We start from the raw sequence: 18,006 nt of genomic DNA on the forward strand, positions 1-18,006 counted from the left end.
ACCACACACCGACCGACCCGGACGACGGAGGAGAACGACGTGGGGACCGTAACGCTCGGCGTTTCGATCGCGGTCCCGGAGCCTCACGGCAGCCTGCTCCAGGAGCGGCGCGCGGGCTTCGGGGATCCCGCCGCGCACGCCATCCCCACCCACGTCACCCTCGTCCCGCCCACCGAGGTCGACCAGGACCGGCTGCCGGAGATCGAGGCGCACCTCGCCGACGTCGCCGCCGACTGCCTCCCCTTCGCGATCCGGCTGAGCGGCACCGGCACCTTCCGCCCGCTCTCCCCGGTGGTGTTCGTCACCCTCGCCGAGGGCGCGGCCGGCTGCGACCGGCTCCAGGCCCGCCTCCGCGCGGAGGCCGGCCCGCTCGTCCGCGAGCTCCAGTTCCCGTACCACCCGCACGTCACCGTCGCCCACGGCATCGCCGAGGAGGCCATGGACCGGGCGTACGAGGAACTGGCCGACTACGAGGCCGCCTGGACCTGCGCCTCCTTCGCGCTCTACGAGCAGGGCGCGGACGGCGTCTGGCGGAAGCTGTGCGACTACGAGTTCGGCAGCGGCCGCCCCGTCTCCGCCGTCCCCTCCCAGGGCGGCGCCCCGGTCCGTACGACCTCCTGAGGCCGTACGGTCACACCGGCAGCCGCCGGTGCAGCGGCCGCGGCACGTGCCGCAGCGCCGACGCCACGAGCCGCAGCGGCCCCGGCACCCACACCGTCTCCGAGCGCCGCCGCAGCCCCAGCTCGATCGCGCCCGCCACCGCCTCCGGCGTCGTCGCCAGCGGCGCCTCCGGCCGCCCCGCCGTCCGCTCCGAGCGCACGAAACCGGGCCGCACCACCATCACGTGCACCCCCGTCCCGTGCAGCGCGTCCCCCAGACCCTGCGCGAAGACGTCGAGCCCCGCCTTCGACGAGCCGTAGATGAAGTCGGCCCGCCGCCCCCGCTCGCCCGCCACCGACGACAGCACCACCAGCGACCCGTGCCCCTGCGCCTGGAGCGCGCCCGCGCACACCAGCGCCGCCGAGACGGCGCCCGTGTAGTTGGTCTGCGCGACCCGCACCGCCGCGGCCGGATCGGACTCGTCGCGCGCCTGGTCGCCGGGGACCCCGAAGGCCAGCAGCACCAGGTCGACGTCGCCCTCGGCGAAGACCCGCCCGAGCCGCTCCGCGTGGACGTCCGTGTCCAGCGCGTCGAACGGCACCACGTGCACCTCCGCCCCCAGCGCGCGCAGCGACCCGGCGGCCGCCGCCAGTTCCGGGGAGGGGCGGCCGGCCAGCCAGACCGTACGGGTGCGGCGGGCGATCAGCCGGCGCGCGGTGGCCAGCCCGATGGCGGACGTGCCGCCGAGCAGCAGCAGGGACTGAGGGGCACCGAAGGCGTCCTTCACGACGCATCACTCCTGATCGTTTTCAGAGGCCGAGACGGCGGGAGAGGTCCGAGCGGAACACGGACCCGGGGTCGAGCGCGGCCCGCAGCTCCCGGAAGGCGGCGAGCCGCGGGTACATCACGGGGAGCAGCACGGGCCGCAGCCGGGCGTCCTCGGCGAGACAGACCCGCCCGCCGGCCGCCGCCACCCGCTCGTCGAGGACGTCGAGGAACCGCCCGAGGCCACGCGCCCCCGCGGGCACGTCGACGGTCAGACACCAGCCGCGCACCGGGAACGCCAGCGGCCCCGTCCCGTCCGCGTACACCCGCTCCACGCGCGCGTGCCGGGCACCACGAGCGGGGGAGCGCCGGCCGGCCAGCAGCGCCAGGATCCCGCGCAGCGCCTCCTCGCGGCCCTCCGGCACGGCGCACCGGTAGCGTACGAAGGCGCCGGCGGAGCCGGGGCCGTACGCCGGGAGCACGCGCGCGCGTACCAGCCCCGGCAACGGCCGCAGCCCACCCGTCCCCGCCCCCGGGAGGGACCCCACCCCCAGGAGGGACCCCACCCCCGGGAAGGCCGGCAGCCCCGCGAAGGCCGGCGGGGCCAGCGGCGCGCGGCGGGCCCGGTGCCCCCGGGGAAGACCGGCGTACGGGACCGGCGCGGCGGTCGCCAGGACGGCGCGGCCCCGCCCGGCGAGCCCGACCCGGGCACGCGCGTACGGCTCCCGGGGCGCACCGCCGCCCGTCCAGTGGGCCAGCAGCGCGTCCACGTCCCGGAAACGGGCGGTCCGCTCGCGCAGGTACGCCGTCTCGACCGGCCGCACCGCCAGCGTCGCCGACAGGACCACCCCGGTCAGACCGAGACCGCCGACCGTCGCGTCGAAGAGCGGCTCACCGCGCCGGACCGTTCTGGACTCCCCGTCCGCGCAGAGGAGTTCGAGCGCGGCGACCCCCGTCCCGTACCCCGAGGCGATCGCCCCGCCGACCGTCCACGGGCCGGCCCCGGCCCGCGGATGGAGCCCGAGCGGCAGCAACGCCCGGGCCAGCGCGCCCAGTTCCACACCGGCCTCGCAGACCACCAGGCGCGCCGCCCCGTCCAGGCCGCGGATCCGGTCGAGCGCGGCCAGGTCCAGGACCGTCCCGCCCGCGTTCTGCGCCGCGTCGCCGCCGGACCGGCCGCGGCCCCGGGCCACCGCACCACGCGGCCCCCGCCGCACGACGGCCCCGGCGGCCTCGGCGGCCGAGCGCGGGCGGACCAGCAGCGCGAGCGAGGGAGCGGTGCGCCCGGCGCCCGTGAGGGGCACGAAGTCGTCGTCCAGGACGAGGGGTTCGACAGCCATGAGAGTGACCGTATCGCCGTGTCTGTCGCTTATGCCGGTATTGCCGTGTCCCGACGCGCGGTGTCGGTCCCCGCCCGCCGCCCGCCCCCGGGGGATCCTCGACCCATGGACTGGCTGACCAAGCTCCCCGTCATCGGCCCCTGGGTCGCCCGGCTCATGAAGACCCACGCATGGCGCTCCTACGAGCGGCTCGACGAGGTGCACTGGAGCAGGCTCGCCGCCGCCATCACCTTCCTCTCCTTCCTCGCCCTCTTCCCGCTCATCACCGTCGCCGCCGCCATCGGCGCCGCACTGCTCACCGACGACCAGCTCGCCCGCATCGAGGAGAAGCTCTCCGACCAGGTCCCCGGCATCTCCGACCAGCTCGACATCGGCGGACTCGTCGCCAACGCCGGCACCGTCGGACTCGTCGCCGGCGCCCTGCTGCTCTTCACCGGCATCGGCTGGATCGGCTCGATGCGGGACTGCCTCCGCGCGGTCTGGGGCCTCGACGACGCCGACGAGGGCAACCCGGTGCTCCGCAAGGGCAAGGACGCCGTCATCCTCGTCGGCCTCGGCGCCGTCGCCCTCTGCTCCCTCGCCGCCTCCTGGCTCGGCTCCACCGCCGTCGGCTGGAGCGCCGACCGGCTCGGCATCTCCGGCGGCGGCGCCGGCGGCGTCCTGCTCCAGGGCGCGGCCGTGCTCGTCGCGATGGCCGCCGACTTCCTGATCCTGCTCTACGTCCTCAAGCCGCTGCCGGGCGTCGACCCGCCGCGCCGCCGGCTCGTGGTCGCCGCGCTGATCGCCGCGGCCGGCTTCGAACTCCTGAAACTGCTGCTCGGCGGCTACATGCGGGAGGTCGCGGCGAAGTCGATGTACGGCGCCTTCGGCGTGCCGGTGGCGCTGCTCCTCTGGATCAACTTCACCGCGAAACTCCTGCTGTTCTGCTCCGCCTGGACGGCGGTGGGGTCACTCCCCCCGACCGCTACGAAGCCAGATCCGACTCCGGCTTCGACGCCGACTCCGACCCCGGCTCAGGAGCCGGATCGGCGGCCCCGGAACGAGGACGGGAACGGGGCCGGCGAAGACGGCCCCCGCCGTCCGCCGCGGGCCAGCGGCGATTGACCAGGAAGACCGCGGCCGCGACCAGCACCAGCACCCCGCCGGCGATGGCGAGCGCGATCCCCACCCCGCCCGAGCCCTCCTCGGAGGCGGCCGCGACGGCCGGCCCGCCCGTCTCCGGAAGCTCCTTGCCCGGCGCGGGCGCGCCCGACTCCGTACCGCCCACCGGACGGGCCGACGGACGCGCGTCCTTCGGCGGCACCAGCTCACCCACCGGCGTCACCTTCCCGGACGCCGCGAACCCCCAGTCCAGCAGCCGCGCGGCCTCCTTGTAGACCGCGTGCTGCTCCTTCGACGAGGGGTTCATGACCGTCACCAGCAGCACCCGCCCGTTCCGCTCGGCGACTCCGGTGAAGGTGGCGCCCGCGTGCGTGGTGTTGCCGTTCTTCACACCGGCGATGCCGGGGTACGGGGCGATGCCGAAGTCGCCGGTCAGCAGCCGGTTGGTGTTCTGGATCTCGAAGGTCTCGCGCTTCTTGCCCGGCTTCGCCTCGCCGGGGAAGGCCGCGCGCGGGGTCGCCGCGTACTCCCGGAACTCCGCCTTCTGCATGCCGCTGCGGGCGATCAGCGTCAGGTCGTACGCCGACGAGACCTGCCCCGGGGCGTCGTAGCCGTCCGGCGACTTCACGTGGGTGTCGAGCGCCTGGAGCTCGGCCGCGTGCGCGTTCATCTCGGCCACGGTCTTCGTCAGGCCCTGGTTCATCTGCGTCAGGACGTGCACGGCGTCGTTCCCGGAGCGCAGGAAGACCCCCAGCCACAGGTCCCGGACCGTGTAGGTCTGCTTCTCCTTTATCCCGACGAGGCTGGAGCCCTCGCCGAGCCCGGCCAGGTCCTGCGCGGTGACCAGGTGGGTCTGCTTCCGGTCCTTGAACTTCGGCAGCAGCGTGTCCGCGAAGAGCATCTTCAGCGTGGACGCGGGCGCGAGCCGCCAGTGCGCGTTGTGCGAGGCCAGCACCGCGCCGCTCTCCGCGTCCGCCACGATCCACGACCGCGCCGACAGCTCCTTCGGCAGCACCGGCGCCCCGGTCCCCAGCTTCACCTGGGTCCCCGGCAGCCCCAGCAGCACCCCGCCGACCGACGACATGTTCGCCGGCGGCTTCGGCTGCGCCGAGGCCGTGGCCGTCGCCGTACCCCCCGGTTTCACCGGCTCGTCCGCCCGAGCGGGCCCGGCGGCGATCGCGAGCGGAAGCAACAGCGCGGCGGCGACCGCACCAGCGGCCTTCTTCGAAGCAGACACGACCGAGAACGTACAGGCACCGCCCCCCGATCCGAACCCCGCGGTCCCCTTCCCCCGCCCCCGTCCACCCGGACGCAGGCCCCCGGGCACGGACGGCGATACTGAGCCCATGAAGCTCAGCCGCCGCGTCTCCTGGTTCCTGCTCGCGTTCGGAGTCTGGAGCTGGTTCATGTGGATCACTTTCTATATGTAGCTAACCGGTAGGGCTTCAACGACAGGAAAGAGCAGGTGAGAGACCTTGACCCCCTTCGTTTCGCCCGTGGGAGCCGAGCAACTGGACACCGTGCGGGTGGCCGTCTACGCCCGGCAGTCCAAGGCGCGCCCCGACTCCTCCGAGGCGTCGCCGGAAGCCCAGGTGGCAGCCGGTGAGGCGCTGGCGGCGAGCCGGGGGTGGAAGGTGATTCACACGTTCAAAGACGTCGGTCGGTCCGGTTGGGATCCCCACGCCATCCGCCCGGGGTTCGAAGACCTCATGTCGGCTGTCCGCGCGGGCGAGGTCGACGTGGTGGTGGTCAACGAACTGTCGCGGCTGACCCGCAAGGGCGCGCATGACGCGTTGGAGATCGACAAGGAGTTCAAGAAGTACGGGGTCCGTTTCGTCTCGGTCCTCGAACCGTTCCTCGACACCTCGAACCCGATCGGCGTCGCGATCTTCGCGCTGATCGCCGCACTGGCGAAGCAGGACAGCGACATCAAGGCGGAGCGCCTGCGCGGAGCCAAGGACGAGATCAGGGCGGTCGGCGGCCGGCACTCCAGCTCGGCGCCCTACGGCATGCGGGCGGTGCGCGAGAAGATCGGCAACCTTGTCGTTTCCGTCCTTGAGCCGGACGAGGACAATCCCGGCCACGTTGCGATCGTCGAGCGCATGGTGGAGATGTCGTTCGCCGGAATCTCCGACAACAAGATCGCGGCGACGCTGGAATCGGAGGACGTACCGGCGCCCGGCGAGGCCGAGCGACGTGCCACCGAGAAGCGGATGGAGTCCATCAAGAAGCGCCGCGTGTCGAAGGGGGACAGCCCGATCCGCTGGCGAGCCCAGACAGTGCGCTGGATCCTTTCCCACCCGGCCATCGGTGGCTTCGCCAGCGAGCGCGTGAAGCGCGGCAAGGCGTACGTGAACGTGATCGCTCGGAATGAGGGCGGGGCACCCCTGACGCCTCACCGTGGCGTCGTCCCGGGGGCCAAGTGGTGGGAACTCCAGGAGCAGCGCAGCAAGCGCAACAAGACCAACCGGCAACCGGGCGGAGAGGCCACACCCACGCTCCTGAGCGGCTGGCGCTTCACCACCTGCGGAATCTGCACGGGATCCATGGGGCAGAGCAAGAACAACGGCGGACAGGACTACTACATGTGCGCCAACCCCAAGGGGCATGGCGGCCTGAGCATCAAGCGCAAGGACGCAGACGACTACGTGGCCGGGCGCGTCTGGGCACGCCTTGCCGCAGTAGACATGGACGACGAAGAGGACAGGGAATGGGTGGCCGAGGCCGCCCTTCGATTCGCGCTACGGCGTGACCTGTCCGGAGTCCAGGAGGAGATCCGTGAGACGACGGCGCATCTCGATCACGTGCGGAACTCCATCGCCGAACTCCAGGCCGACCGCAAGGCAGGCCTCTACCGAGGACGCGAAGAGCTGGCCATGTGGCGCGCGACGATGGCGCAGTACCGGACCTTCGAGGACCAGTGCACAGCCACGTTGGAAGAGCTGAACAAGAAGACGACCGCAGCGATTGAGGTGCCGTCGGAATGGTTCGAACCGGGGAAGGACCCGTTGGGCCCTGAGTCCCCTTGGGCGGCGTGGGACGTGTTCAAGCGCCGCGAGTTCCTCGATCTCTTCGTCGAGGGCGTCTCCGTCGGCCCCGGCCGGGACCCCGAGACCCGGAAGTACATCGCCGTCGAGGATCGGGTGACACTCAACTGGCGTCGTCTTGAGTCGGGTGAGGACCACGAGGACGACGAAGAGACCCTGGCCGCCACACGAGGCCGACCAGCGGGCGAAGCCATGACGGTTCAGACTGTTAGTGGGCGGACCTGAGCGCCGCCATCAAGGCCGGAGAGCACGACCTGAGCGTGTGAGAGAAGGCTCCGTGGGCCGGTGCCCGCGCTGCTTCGACGAGTGCCCCAGTGGTCCCGAGAACGGGTTGTCGTGGTGCGCGCAGTGCGGGGCGTACTTCGGTCTCACGCCGCCCGCCTGCCGGGAACTGCGGTGGTCGCGCAACGCTGCCACTCGTCAGCCGATCCGGCGGCGCGGGCACTGAGCGGGGTGACTCCCCGGCAGCCCCGTCCGTGCGCTTCCCCCCGTAGGGCGTGGGCGGGGCTTCTACTTGCCCGCGTTCGCCCGTACGCCCCTCAGCCCGATCACGCCGACGGCCGTCCCTAGGATGAACGACGTGACAGCCAGGGCGAGGTGGACCCAGAAGTACGCCGTCGGGTTGCCCGCGTCGTCGAACGCGAGGCCGCTCCCGTCCTTCCAGAGGTTCTTCGCGAAGGTCACCCAGATCACCCAAGACCAGACGCCGAACGCGAGCAGGAACCAGGAGACGCGGCGGCTGAGCTTCATGGGGTGTCCTCCGGGGTGGGGTGGCCGTGCCCTGCCAGTATCGAACGGGTCTGCGGTGATCTTGCGGCTGGGTCTCTGTACGCTAGTGGTTAGCTGCTCGTGGATCACTTTCGTCAAGAATCTCTGGAACGACGGGAGTGGTCTGGCCTTCGACGACGCGGGGGACCCGACGGCCTACTTCTGGGTCCATCTGCTGCTCGCCGTGACGTCCTTTGTCCTGGGGACGGTGATCGGCGTGATCGGGTTGCGCGGGGTGCGCGCCTCCCGCCGTTCCTCCGACTGACACGAGAGAGGTTCCGGGCGTGGTCGCCTTCGTGCTCTTCCTGGTCGTGGCCCTCGCGCTGCTCGGCGCGGTCCACTGGTACGTGTGGCGTCGTCTGGTCCGGGACGTCACCGCGCCCGGCGGCCGGGCCCGGCGCGTCGGTACGGCCCTGGTGGTCGTGCTGCCGCTGCTCTCCCTCGCCGCGCTCGTCTCCGGGCGGGCCGGGGTGCCGTTCGCGGTCCAGCAGGTCGTGGCCTGGCCGGGGTTCCTGTGGCTGGCGCTGCTGCTGTACGTCGTGCTGGCGCTGGTCGTCGGCGAGGCCGTGCGGCCGGTGCTGACCCGGGTCCTCGCCCGGCGGGCCGCCGTCGCCGCGCCGGTGGCCGTACCGGCGCCCGCGCCCGTTCCCGTACCCGCCCCGGAGAGCGCGCGGGAGGCCGAGGCCGCGACCGAGCCGGTGGTCGTCGCGGAAGCGCCCGCGTCCGAGGTGTCGCGACGGCTCTTCGTGTCCCGGGTCGTCGGCGGGGCCGCGGTCGCCGTCGCCGCAGGGACGGTGGCGAACGGGGCGTACGGGGTGCTGCGCGGCCCCCGGGTGAAGCGGGTGACCGTGCCGCTGGCCAAGCTGCCGCGGGCCGCGCACGGGTACCGGATCGCGGTCGTCTCCGACATCCACCTCGGGCCGATCCTCGGGCGCGCCCACTCCCAGCGGATCGTCGACACGATCAACGCCACCCAGCCCGATCTGATCGCCGTCGTCGGCGACCTCGTCGACGGCTCCGTGGCGGACCTCGGGTCCGCCGCCGAACCGCTGGCGCGGCTGCGCGCCCGGCACGGCTCCTTCTTCGTCACCGGCAACCACGAGTACTTCTCCGGCGCCGACGCCTGGGTCGACCACGTCCGCGAGCTGGGCCTGCGGCCGCTGCGCAACGAGCGCCTGGAGATCGCCGCCGGGTTCGACCTGGCCGGCGTGGACGACGTGGCCGGCGAGAGCGAGGGCCGGGGGCCGGACTTCGGGCGGGCGCTCGGCGACCGCGACCGGTCCCGGGCGGCCGTGCTCCTCGCCCACCAGCCGATCGTGATCGACGACGCCGTCGCCCACGGGGTGGACCTCCAGCTCTCCGGTCACACCCACGGCGGCCAGCTCTGGCCGGGCAACTTCCTTGCCGAACTCGCCAATCCGACCGTGGCCGGACTCGAACGGTACGGGGACACCCAGCTGTACGTCTCCCGGGGCGCGGGCGCGTGGGGGCCGCCGGTCCGGGTCGGCGCGCCGTCCGATGTCACCGTCGTCCAACTCGCCTCGAAACAGGCGTAATCGGGGCGGAAGCGGAGAGTGTCACTCCCTGCGCCGGGGTGGATACGTGCTGCTCATCGACTTAAATTCGCATTTCCCGGACATATGCATGCGCTGTGAAGATTTCCTCTTCCCCATGTGAAACCCGTGTGATTGGGTGGCGCAAACGCGACGATTCGGGGGCCGTCGCTCTTTGGGGTTTTTGCACGAAATAAAGGAAGCACGGCAATGCGGTCGACGGTCCGTCTCCGGATCCTCATCACTTGTGGAGTACTGGTGGCCGCGGGGGTGGGGGGCTGGCAACTCCTGCCCTCCGACGAGGCGCGTACCGACCCGATCCCCGTCGGGACCACCGACGAGGTCACCTCGCTCGACCCGGCCGGCGCCTACGACGCCGGCTCCTGGGCGATGTACAGCAACGTCTACCAGTCGCTGCTGACCTTCAAGCCGGGCTTCACCACCCCGACCCCGGACGCCGCCGAGAGCTGCAAGTTCGTGGGCGACAAGCTCACCACGTACCAGTGCGTCCTCCGTGACGACCTCACCTTCCCCAGTGGCCGCAAGGTGACGGCCGAGGACGTCAAGTTCTCCTTCGACCGGATGCTGAAGATCAAGGCGGACGTCGGCCCCGCGCCGCTCTTCCCGACCCTGAAGGACGTGCGGGCCGACGGCCGGACCGTGACCTTCAACCTCGGTGCCCGGGACGCCACCTTCCCGCTGAAGCTGGCCACCGGCGCCGGTTCGATCGTCGACCGCGACCGCTACCAGGCCGACACGCTCCGCCAGGACAACGGCGTCGACGGCACCGGCCCGTACGTCCTCAAGGAGTACAAGCCGGGCGAGAGCGCCCTCCTGGAGCCCAACCCGAAGTACCGGGGCGCGCTCGCGGGGACGGGCCGCCCGGTCCGCGTGAAGTACTTCAAGCAGTCCGAGGACCTGGCGAACGCCTGGAAGTCCGGCGACGTGCAGGTGACGCACCGCCAGCTGCCGCCGTCCTTCGTGGAGAACCTGGACACCAACGGCGGCACCCGGCTCACCGAGGCGGAGAGCGCCGAGATCCGCAACATCGTCTTCAACACCCGGTCCGAGTCGCCGATGGGCGAGCCGGCGGTACGGCAGGCGATCGCGGCGATCCTCGACCGCCCGGCCATCACCACCGGCGCCTACAAGGGGACGGTCGAGCCGCTGTACTCGCTCATCCCGCAGGGCTTCGTCGGGCACAGCACGGCCTTCTACGACCGCTACCCGGCGCCGGACGAGAAGAAGGCGAAGAAGCTGCTGAAGGACGCCGGCGTGGAGACGCCGGTCGCGTTCACCTTCGGTTACCGCCAGGACGCCACGTACAAGGCCGAGACCGCCCTGATCAAGAAGCAGCTGGAGGAGACCGGCCTGTTCGAGGTGAAGGTGGTGGAGGCCGACTGGCAGAGTTTCCAGAAGGGCTACACCAGCGGTGCCTACGACGCCTACACGGTCGGCTGGCTCCCGGACTTCCCCGACTCGGACAGCTTCACGGCCCCGCTCGTCGGCACCGGGAACACCCTGGACAACGGCTACTCCAGCAAGACCGTCGACAAGCTGATCAAGGAGACGCAGCAGTTCGACGACCGCTCCCGGACCACCGGCGACTTCAAGTCGATCCAGGAGCACGTCGCCGAGGACGTGCCGCTGATCCCGCTCTGGCAGAAGAACGACTACGTCCTCGCCACCGAGTCCGTCGGCGGCTCGCAGAACCTCTCCGACGGCACCGGCATCTGGCGCCTGTGGGAGCTGTCCTGGCTCTGACCGCCGACGCGGACCGACGACCGGGAAGGACTGACCGCCGACGCGGTCAGTCCTTCTTCGGCGCGGTCCTGCGGGGCCGCCCCGACGCCGCCATCCCGGCCGCCGTCGGCATGAAGTCGGCGAGCAGTTCGTGGGTCTCCTTGACCAGCGGGCGCAGGATCCGGAAGCGGGAGAGCGCGATGGCCCGCGCGGTCACCGGCGCCAGCCGCTCCACGAGCCGCCGGCTGTTGGCGGCGCCCTCGGAGCGGTCGTACACCCAGAACAGCACCAGGCCCATCTGCTGGAGCCACAGCAGCTGCGGCAGGGCCTCGGAGAGCTCGGGGTCGACCTTCACCGAGGCGCCGGAGATCACCCGGCGGTGCACCTCGATGGCGGCCTCGCGCGGTCCCTCCGACTCGGGCGAGAAGGGCGACAGCGGGCTGTCCGGGTCGGCCGCGTTCTTGAAGAACTGGGCCGCGAACTCGTGGTACGGCTCGGCGATGTCGAGCCAGGCGAGGAGGACGCCCCTGATGCGGGCGACCAGTTCCTTCTCGCCGCCCTCCAGGACGGGCCGGACCGCCGCCTGGTGCTCCTCGGCGATCCGGTCGTAGAAGCCCTGGACCAGGTGCTCCTTGGACGCGAAGTAGTAGTAGGCGTTCCCGACCGAGACCCCGGCCTCCTGGGCGATCGCCCGCATGGTGGTCTTGTCGTACCCCCGCTCCCGGAAGAGCCGCAGCGCGGTCTCCAGGATGAGCGTCCGGGTCTGCTCGCTCTTCGGGGCCTTCGGAGCGTCCGGGGCCTTCCGAGCGGCCGGGGCCCCGGCGGCGTCCGGGGCCTTCTTCTCTTCCTTCGCGTCCTTCACGGGGCCGAGCCTAGCCGGGCGGACCGGGCACGTCGCAGCGCCCGTCCTCGCAGCCGGAGCCCTCCGGATCCCTGAGCGCCTCCCTCCACTTCGCGGCGGCGAGGACGGCGGCGCGGGCGAGGGGCTGCCCGGCGGGGGTGGCGAGCCGGTGGGCGGTGGCCCGGTGCTCGGCCAGCGCCCAGAGGCAGACGATCCAGGCGGCCGAGGCCCGGTAGACCTGGCCCCGGTCCCCGACCACGGTGATCTCCCGCAGGGTGGCGGCGTGGTCGAGGTCGGGGAAGAGCTGCCGGGCCCGCTGCGAGCCGGCCGGGACGAGGTCGAGCGGGACGAGCTGCAGCCGGCGCATGAGCCGGTGCCGCAGGTGGACGCAGAGCGGGCACTCCGCGTCGTACAGCACGGTCAGCCGTCCCACGGGGGTCGTGGGGGTCGACACGGTGGTCACGCCTGCGGCGCGGGCGGGGCCCACGGGCCGTTCTTGGGGGCCGCGGTCCAGCCCTGCGGGGCGACGGGCGGGACCTGCTCGCGCTCCATGACGCCGCGGCGGCGGATCTTGTTGAGCACGTAGACGTTGCCGAGGTGCATCACGCCGAGGACGAGCAGGACGACGCCGAGCTTGACGGAGAGGGCCTCGAAGAGCGCCCGGGCGTCGAGGACGGCCGCGTCCTGGCTCAGGTACAGGGCGACGAAGCCGAAGTTGACGAGGTAGAAGCCGACCACCAGGAGGTGGTTGACGGCGTCCGCGAGCTTCTCGTTCCCGTGCAGCACGTCGGAGAGGAAGACCCTTCCGTTACGGCTGAGGGTGCGGGCGACCCAGATGGTCAGGGCCACGCTGATCAGCAGGTAGGCGATGTACGCGACGACAGTGAGGTCCATGCCCCACGCTCCTTTGAACGCGTTCAAATGCTGGCAGGCATGACTGTAGACCTGCTCTTGAACGTGTTCAAGTCCGGGGTCGAAAGGGGTGGCCCGCGGGGTCCGGGCCGCCTAGAGTCACGCGGGTGACGCTCTCTCATGACACGGCCGGCACCGGCCCCCAGACCGTCGTCCTGCTGCACTCCGGGGTCTGCGACCGCCGGATGTGGGACGGGCAGTTCCACGCCCTCGCCGAGGCCGGGCACCACGTCGTCCGCTGCGACCTCCGCGGCTTCGGCGAGACCCCCGCCGACGCACCGCACGTCCACGCCGACGACGTACGCGACCTCCTCGACCACCTCGGCGTCGAGCGGGCCGTCCTCGTCGGCTCCTCCTTCGGCGGCGAGGTCGCCCTGGAGGTCGCCGTCCGTCACCCCGAGCGGGTCGCCGGGCTGACCCTGCTCTGCGCCGCCGCACCCGTCGACCACGCGGCCGGACCCGAACTCCGCGCCTTCTTCGCCCGCGAGGAGGCCCTCCTCGACGCCGGCGACCTGGACGCCGCCACCGCCCTCAACGTCGAGCTGTGGCTCGGCCCCGACGCCGGCGACGCGGCCCGCGCCCTCGTCCACACCATGCAGCGCCGCGCCTTCGAGCTCCAGCTCGGCGTCCCCGACGAGCACGGCGCCCGGCCCTCCGGCGTCACCGAGGACGACCTCAGGACCATCGCGGTGCCCGCCCTCGTCGTCTCCGGCGCCCACGACGTCCCCGACTTCCGCGCCATCGCCGGGAAGACCGCCGCCCTCCTCCCGGCCGCCCGCCGCGTCGAACTCGACTGGGCCGGCCACCTGCCTCCCCTGGAGCGCCCCGAGGAGACCCTCCGACTCCTCCTGGACCACCTCGCCGAACTCGGCGCCCCCGCCGCGGCCGGGCGCTGATCAGCGCACGCTCCGCACCCCCGGTACCAGGGCCGTCGCGAGGCAGCAGCCGCCGACCAGGACGGCCGCCGCGACCAGGGGGACGCCCGGGCCCCAGGCGTCGGCCGCGAGGGGCGCCAGGGCGTAGCCGACGGGCATCGCGGCCAGCGAGAGGAGCCAGTCGTACGAGACCACCCGGGCCAGGACCTGCTCGGGGACGGCGCGCTGGACGACCGTGTCCCAGACGGGGGAGAGGAAGCCGAGTCCGGCCTGCGCGAGCCCGTACGCGGCGATGACGGCCGGGGCGGGGGCCTCCGCGGCGAGCAGGAGCAGCGGCAGCGCGTAGCTCGCGAGGGCGAGGTTGGCGGTGAGGACGGGGCGGGAGGGCTTCAGGCGGTCGGCGAGGAGCGAGCCGGCCAGCAGTCCCACCGCGCCGGTCTGGAGCAGCAGCACCCAGGTGCCGGCGCCGCCGAGCCGGTCGACGGCGATCGCGGGGCCGAGGGTCATGAGGACGGCGGCGGCGCCGTTCCAGGCGCTGTGCGCGACGAGGCTGGTCCAGTACCAGTCGCGGTTCCTGACCTCCCGCCAGCCCTCGCGCAGGTCGGCTGTGAAGGAACGGCGGGGGAGCGGCACCCGGTCGATCCGCAGGGCGGCCAGGAGCGCGGCGCTGACCGCGAAGGAGACGGCGTCGAGGACGAAGGCCCAGCCGGGGCCGACGGTGAGGACGAGCGCGCCGGCGAGCGCGGGGCCGCACACGCGCGTGGCGCTGTTCGCGATCCCCATGGCGGCGTTGGCGCGGGCGAGGGCCTCGGGCGCGACGGACCCCTTCACCAGCGGGGAGCCGGTCGGCATGGCGAAGGCCCCGGCGGCGCCGCCGACGGCCGAGGCGGTGGCGATCAGCCACAGGGTGGGGCTGCCGCCGAGGAGCTGGAGGCCCACGAGGAGCTGGGCGGCGCAGCGGACGAGGTCCATGGCGAGGGCGATGGTCCGGGCGTCGAAGCGGTCGGCGAGCACGCCGCCGACCGGCAGCAGCAGCAGTTTCGGCACCATCGCGGCCGCGAGCACCAGCGCGAGCGCGCCGGTGGAGCCGGTGGCCTCCAGGACGGCGAGGGCGAGGGCGGTGGGGATGACGGCGTCGCCGGTGAGCGAGAGCACCCGGCCGGTGAAGAGCAGGCGGAAGGACCGGGTGCGGAGCGGGTGGCGGACGGCTCGCGGGGCGGTGGCGGCAGGCGGCATGACCGCAGGGTATTTCGGTGCCGAATAATTCGGCAACGAAATATCGATGCGGGGCCGGGCCACGACCCGCACGTACGATCACCCCATGAACCAGCCGGACCCCGCAGCGCCCCAGGAGCAGGACTGGACCGACGGCCACGTGGCCCGCTGGCAGCCCGTGCTGCCCGATCTCGACCCCGTCGTCGAAGGCGCGGTCACCCGGATGAAGAAGCTCTCGGTCCACCTCCGCCGGGTCCGCGAGCAGTCCCTCGTCGACTTCGACCTCGAACGCCACGAGTTCGAGACCCTGCACAAACTGGCCGGCCGCGGCGGCTCCGCCGCCCCCTCCGAACTGGCCCAGGACCTCGACCTGGCCCCCGCCTCGGTCACCGGCCGCCTCGACGCCCTGGAGAAGCGCGGACTCGTCCGGCGCACCCCCTCCACCACCGACCGCCGCCGGGTCGTCGTCGGCCTCACCGACGAGGGCCGCACCACCTGGCTCGGCGCCATGGACGTCCTCGGCCACGAGGAGGAGCGCCTCCTCGGCGTCCTCACCCCCGCCGAGCGCACCACCCTCAACGACCTGCTCCGCCGCGTCATGCTCGCCGCGGAGGCGGACCGGGCCACCCCGCACTGGCACGGCTGACGGGCCCGGCAGACGGCGAAGGCCCCGCCTCCCGGAGGAGACGGGGCCCTGCCGCGTACCGCGGAGGTCAGAAGCGACGCGTGATCAGCGCGCGCTTCACTTCCTGGATCGCCTTGGTGATCTCGATGCCACGCGGGCAGGCGTCCGTGCAGTTGAACGTGGTGCGGCAGCGCCACACGCCGTCCTTGTCGTTCAGGATCTCCAAGCGCTGCTCGCCCGCCTCGTCACGCGAGTCGAAGATGAAGCGGTGCGCGTTGACGATCGCGGCCGGACCGAAGTACTGGCCGTCGTTCCAGAAGACCGGGCAGGACGACGTGCACGCGGCGCACAGGATGCACTTGGTGGTGTCGTCGAAGCGCTCGCGGTCCTCGGCGGACTGCAGGCGCTCGCGGGTCGGCTCGTTCCCCTTGGTGACGAGGAACGGCATGACGTCGCGGTACGCCTGGAAGAAGGGCTCCATGTCGACCACGAGGTCCTTCATCACGGTGAGGCCCTTGATGGGCTCGACCGTGATCGGCTTCTCGGGGTTGAGGTCCTTGATCAGCGTCTTGCAGGCGAGACGGTTCTTGCCGTTGATCCGCATGGCGTCGGAACCGCAGATGCCGTGCGCGCAGGAGCGACGGAAGGTGAGCGTGCCGTCCAGGTCCCACTTGATCTTGTGGAGACCGTCGAGCACACGCTCCTTCGGGTCGATCTCGACCTGGAAGTCCTCCCAGACCACCGCGTCCGAGACCTCGGGGTTGAAGCGGCGGATCCGGAAGGTGACCGTGATGTACGGCGAGGCGGCGGATTCCTTCTCCACCTTGTCCAGAACGGGGGTAGCCATCAGTACTTACGCTCCATCGGCTGGTAGCGGGTCGTGACGACCGGCTTGTAGTCGAGACGCACGGTCTCGGAGCCGTCCTCGCCGACCTCGCGGTACGCCATCGTGTGGCGCATGAAGTTGACGTCGTCGCGGTTGGGGTAGTCCTCGCGGTAGTGACCGCCGCGGGACTCCTTGCGCGCCAGGGCCGAGACGGCCATGACCTCGGCCAGTTCGAGCAGGTTGCCCAGCTCGATGGCCTCCAGGAGGTCGGTGTTGAAGCGCTTGCCCTTGTCCTGGATGGACACGTTCTTGTAGCGCTCGCGCAGCTCGGCGATCTTCTCGACGGCCGTCTTGATGGTCTGCTCCGTGCGGAACACCATCACGTTGGCGTCCATCGTCTCCTGGAGCTCGCGGCGCAGGTCGGCGACCCGCTCGCTGCCCGTGGAGTTGCGCAGCTTCTCGATCTGCTCGACGACCAGGGACTCCGGGTTCTCCGGCAGCTCGACGTAGTCGTGCTTGTGGGAGTACTCGGCGGCGGCGATGCCCGCGCGGCGCCCGAAGACGTTGATGTCGAGCAGCGAGTTGGTGCCGAGGCGGTTGGCGCCGTGCACCGACACGCAGGCGACCTCGCCGGCCGCGTACAGGCCCGGGACGACGGTGGTGTTGTCCGACAGGACCTCACCCTCGACGTTGGTCGGGATGCCGCCCATGGCGTAGTGCGCGGTGGGCTGGATCGGGATCGGGTCCGTGTACGGCTCGATGCCGAGGTACGTACGGGCGAACTCGGTGATGTCCGGGAGCTTGGCGTCCAGCTGCTCCGGCGGGAGGTGCGTCAGGTCCAGGTAGACGTGGTCGCCCTCGGGACCGCAGCCGCGGCCCTCGCGGATCTCCGTGTAGATGGAGCGGGAGACGACGTCACGGGACGCGAGGTCCTTCATGACCGGCGCGTACTTCTCCATGAAGCGCTCGCCGTCCTTGTTGCGGAGGATGCCGCCCTCACCGCGGGCGCCCTCCGTCAGCAGGATGCCCATGCGCCAGATGCCCGTCGGGTGGAACTGGAAGAACTCCATGTCCTCCAGGGGCAGGCCGCGGCGGTAGCAGGCGGCCTGGCCGTCACCGGTCAGGGTGTGGGCGTTGGAGGTCACCTTGAAGAACTTGCCGGTGCCGCCGGAGGCGTAGATGACCGCCTTCGCCTGGAAGATGTGGATCTCGCCGGTGGCCAGCTCGTAGGCGACGACGCCGGCGGAGTGCTTGACCCCGTCGACCTCGGTGATCAGCTGGTCCAGGACGTAGAACTCGTTGAAGAACTCCACGCCCTCCTTGACGCAGTTCTGGTACAGCGTCTGGAGGATCATGTGGCCGGTGCGGTCCGCGGCGTAGCAGGACCGGCGGACCGGGGCCTCGCCGTGGTTGCGGGAGTGGCCGCCGAAGCGGCGCTGGTCGATGGTGCCGTCCGGGGTCCGGTTGAACGGCAGGCCCATCTTCTCCAGGTCGAGGACGGCGTCGATGGCCTCCTTCGCCAGGATCTCGGCGGCGTCCTGGTCGACCAGGTAGTCACCGCCCTTGACCGTGTCGAAGGTGTGCCACTCCCAGTTGTCCTCCTCCACGTTGGCCAGCGCGGCGGCCATGCCGCCCTGCGCGGCGCCCGTGTGGGAGCGGGTGGGGTAGAGCTTCGTCAGCACGGCGGTGCGGCTGCGCTTCGTCGCCTCGATGGCGGCGCGCATGCCGGCGCCGCCGGCGCCGACGATGACGGTGTCGTACTTGTGGATCTTCATGGCGTGGTTACCTCAGCCCC

17 protein-coding genes and 2 pseudogenes are annotated in these 18,006 nt (G+C 72.0%); 9 read left to right on the forward strand and 10 right to left on the reverse strand.

Annotated features, from left to right (window positions below):
* Positions 1–39: 39 nt before the first annotated feature.
* Entirely contained in the window at positions 40–621 is a 582-nt protein-coding gene (locus ABFY03_RS23355; protein ID WP_346170765.1) for a 2'-5' RNA ligase family protein, read from the forward strand.
* Positions 622–631: 10 nt separating this feature from the next.
* Here the strand turns inward: ABFY03_RS23355 and dprE2 are convergent, their stop codons facing one another.
* Positions 632–1,387 (reverse strand): decaprenylphospho-beta-D-erythro-pentofuranosid-2-ulose 2-reductase, encoded by a 756-nt coding sequence (gene dprE2 / locus ABFY03_RS23360; protein ID WP_319010114.1) that lies wholly within the window; start codon positions 1,385–1,387, stop codon positions 632–634.
* Between the two features lie 22 nt (positions 1,388–1,409).
* Complete coding sequence (locus ABFY03_RS23365) at positions 1,410–2,684, reverse strand: FAD-binding oxidoreductase (RefSeq protein ID WP_346172290.1); 1,275 nt, start codon at positions 2,682–2,684, stop codon at positions 1,410–1,412.
* 126 nt (positions 2,685–2,810) lie between these two features.
* Here ABFY03_RS23365 and ABFY03_RS23370 point away from each other — a divergent pair, with 126 nt between their 5' ends.
* On the forward strand, positions 2,811–3,809 hold the full coding sequence (locus ABFY03_RS23370) for a YihY/virulence factor BrkB family protein (RefSeq protein WP_319010113.1): 999 nt from the start codon (positions 2,811–2,813) through the stop codon (positions 3,807–3,809).
* A 355-nt stretch (positions 3,810–4,164) separates the two neighbouring features.
* Here the strand turns inward: ABFY03_RS23370 and ABFY03_RS23375 are convergent.
* Positions 4,165–5,154: pseudogene (locus ABFY03_RS23375) on the reverse strand (D-alanyl-D-alanine carboxypeptidase family protein); the annotation flags it as partial.
* Between ABFY03_RS23375 and ABFY03_RS37945 the strand changes: the two are divergent.
* Positions 5,153–5,227, forward strand: a pseudogene (locus ABFY03_RS37945) (SCO4848 family membrane protein); the annotation flags it as partial. The pseudogenes ABFY03_RS23375 and ABFY03_RS37945 sit on opposite strands and share 2 nt — an antisense overlap.
* A 54-nt stretch (positions 5,228–5,281) precedes the next feature.
* On the forward strand, positions 5,282–7,078 hold the full coding sequence (locus tag ABFY03_RS23380; protein ID WP_346170766.1) for a recombinase family protein: 1,797 nt from the start codon (positions 5,282–5,284) through the stop codon (positions 7,076–7,078).
* 285 nt (positions 7,079–7,363) lie between these two features.
* Here ABFY03_RS23380 and ABFY03_RS23385 read toward each other — a convergent pair whose 3' ends face one another.
* Positions 7,364–7,603, reverse strand: coding sequence for an SCO4848 family membrane protein (locus ABFY03_RS23385; RefSeq protein ID WP_030687556.1), 240 nt, complete (start codon positions 7,601–7,603; stop codon positions 7,364–7,366).
* 55 nt (positions 7,604–7,658) lie between these two features.
* Here ABFY03_RS23385 and ABFY03_RS23390 point away from each other — a divergent pair, with 55 nt between their 5' ends.
* From ABFY03_RS23390 to ABFY03_RS23400, 3 genes are all read left to right on the forward strand, one after another.
* Positions 7,659–7,886 carry an SCO4848 family membrane protein gene (locus ABFY03_RS23390; protein ID WP_346170767.1) on the forward strand — a complete coding sequence of 76 codons (228 nt, stop codon included), beginning with the start codon at positions 7,659–7,661 and terminating at the stop codon, positions 7,884–7,886.
* 19 nt (positions 7,887–7,905) lie between these two features.
* Entirely contained in the window at positions 7,906–9,177 is a 1,272-nt protein-coding gene (locus ABFY03_RS23395; RefSeq protein WP_346170768.1) for a metallophosphoesterase, read from the forward strand.
* Positions 9,178–9,384: 207 nt separating this feature from the next.
* Positions 9,385–10,938: an ABC transporter substrate-binding protein gene (locus ABFY03_RS23400; protein ID WP_319010109.1), complete on the forward strand. Its 1,554-nt coding sequence runs from the start codon at positions 9,385–9,387 to the stop codon at positions 10,936–10,938.
* A 46-nt stretch (positions 10,939–10,984) separates the two neighbouring features.
* Here ABFY03_RS23400 and ABFY03_RS23405 read toward each other — a convergent pair whose 3' ends face one another.
* Genes ABFY03_RS23405 through ABFY03_RS23415 form a run of 3 tightly spaced genes read right to left on the reverse strand, consistent with a single transcriptional unit; the run spans position 10,985 to position 12,652 of the window.
* Entirely contained in the window at positions 10,985–11,779 is a 795-nt protein-coding gene (locus ABFY03_RS23405) for a TetR/AcrR family transcriptional regulator (protein WP_319010108.1), read from the reverse strand.
* Between the two features lie 10 nt (positions 11,780–11,789).
* Positions 11,790–12,212: a thiol-disulfide oxidoreductase DCC family protein gene (locus tag ABFY03_RS23410; protein ID WP_346170769.1), complete on the reverse strand. Its 423-nt coding sequence runs from the start codon at positions 12,210–12,212 to the stop codon at positions 11,790–11,792.
* A 5-nt stretch (positions 12,213–12,217) separates the two neighbouring features.
* Entirely contained in the window at positions 12,218–12,652 is a 435-nt protein-coding gene (locus tag ABFY03_RS23415; RefSeq protein WP_319010106.1) for a hypothetical protein, read from the reverse strand.
* A 125-nt stretch (positions 12,653–12,777) separates the two neighbouring features.
* Here ABFY03_RS23415 and ABFY03_RS23420 point away from each other — a divergent pair, with 125 nt between their 5' ends.
* Positions 12,778–13,566 (forward strand): alpha/beta fold hydrolase, encoded by a 789-nt coding sequence (locus tag ABFY03_RS23420; RefSeq protein WP_346170770.1) that lies wholly within the window; start codon positions 12,778–12,780, stop codon positions 13,564–13,566.
* Here ABFY03_RS23420 and ABFY03_RS23425 read toward each other — a convergent pair whose 3' ends face one another.
* Positions 13,567–14,781 carry an MFS transporter gene (locus ABFY03_RS23425; protein WP_319010104.1) on the reverse strand — a complete coding sequence of 405 codons (1,215 nt, stop codon included), beginning with the start codon at positions 14,779–14,781 and terminating at the stop codon, positions 13,567–13,569.
* A gap of 85 nt (positions 14,782–14,866) precedes the next feature.
* On the opposite strand from ABFY03_RS23425, the gene ABFY03_RS23430 reads away from it, so the two are divergent.
* Entirely contained in the window at positions 14,867–15,406 is a 540-nt protein-coding gene (locus ABFY03_RS23430) for a MarR family winged helix-turn-helix transcriptional regulator (protein WP_346170771.1), read from the forward strand.
* Between the two features lie 67 nt (positions 15,407–15,473).
* Here ABFY03_RS23430 and ABFY03_RS23435 read toward each other — a convergent pair whose 3' ends face one another.
* Positions 15,474–16,232, reverse strand: a complete 759-nt coding sequence (locus ABFY03_RS23435) for a succinate dehydrogenase iron-sulfur subunit (RefSeq protein ID WP_319010102.1) — start codon at positions 16,230–16,232, stop codon at positions 15,474–15,476.
* Positions 16,232–17,986 carry a succinate dehydrogenase flavoprotein subunit gene (gene sdhA, locus ABFY03_RS23440; RefSeq protein WP_319010101.1) on the reverse strand — a complete coding sequence of 585 codons (1,755 nt, stop codon included), beginning with the start codon at positions 17,984–17,986 and terminating at the stop codon, positions 16,232–16,234. The genes ABFY03_RS23435 and sdhA overlap by 1 nt, the downstream gene beginning before the upstream one ends.
* Positions 17,987–18,006: the final 20 nt, after the last annotated feature.

The sequence above is a fragment of the Streptomyces roseofulvus genome, assembly GCF_039534915.1.
Taxonomy (GTDB): domain Bacteria; phylum Actinomycetota; class Actinomycetes; order Streptomycetales; family Streptomycetaceae; genus Streptomyces; species Streptomyces roseofulvus.